The sequence below is a fragment of the Pedobacter sp. AC464 genome, assembly GCF_979253075.1.
Genome location: NZ_CEEDBV010000021.1, coordinates 1 through 242, shown reverse-complemented (window position 1 = coordinate 242; position 242 = coordinate 1). Strand labels below are relative to the sequence as shown.

At 57.9% G+C, this 242-nt stretch carries 1 protein-coding gene; it reads left to right on the top strand.

What is annotated here, in order from left to right:
- Positions 1–198, top strand: a 198-nt coding sequence (locus tag AC0IWT_RS20025) for a hypothetical protein (protein WP_471798515.1), incomplete at its 5' end; no start/stop codon positions are given.
- Between the last annotated feature and the right edge of the window lie 44 nt (positions 199–242).

The following is a 242-nucleotide window of genomic DNA, read 5'->3' as shown; positions in this document are numbered from 1 at the left end:
CTCCAGGCGCTCTGGGGCTATGGCGCAGGGCATGATGGCGAACGCTATCGAGTCAACCTATGCGAAAGTTGCTTTTTCGCGGCGCTAGCGTTTTTGAAGCAGGAGCGCCGCACGCAGAATCTGTTCAGCGATGAGCAGCCCTGCGAGCAACGCCCATTCGGACTAGTCGCCCGTGATGACTACTTTGGCGATTCGTAGCCATATCGCAGAGATGAGGTTGTTGGCTCGCCAGCATCGAGCTC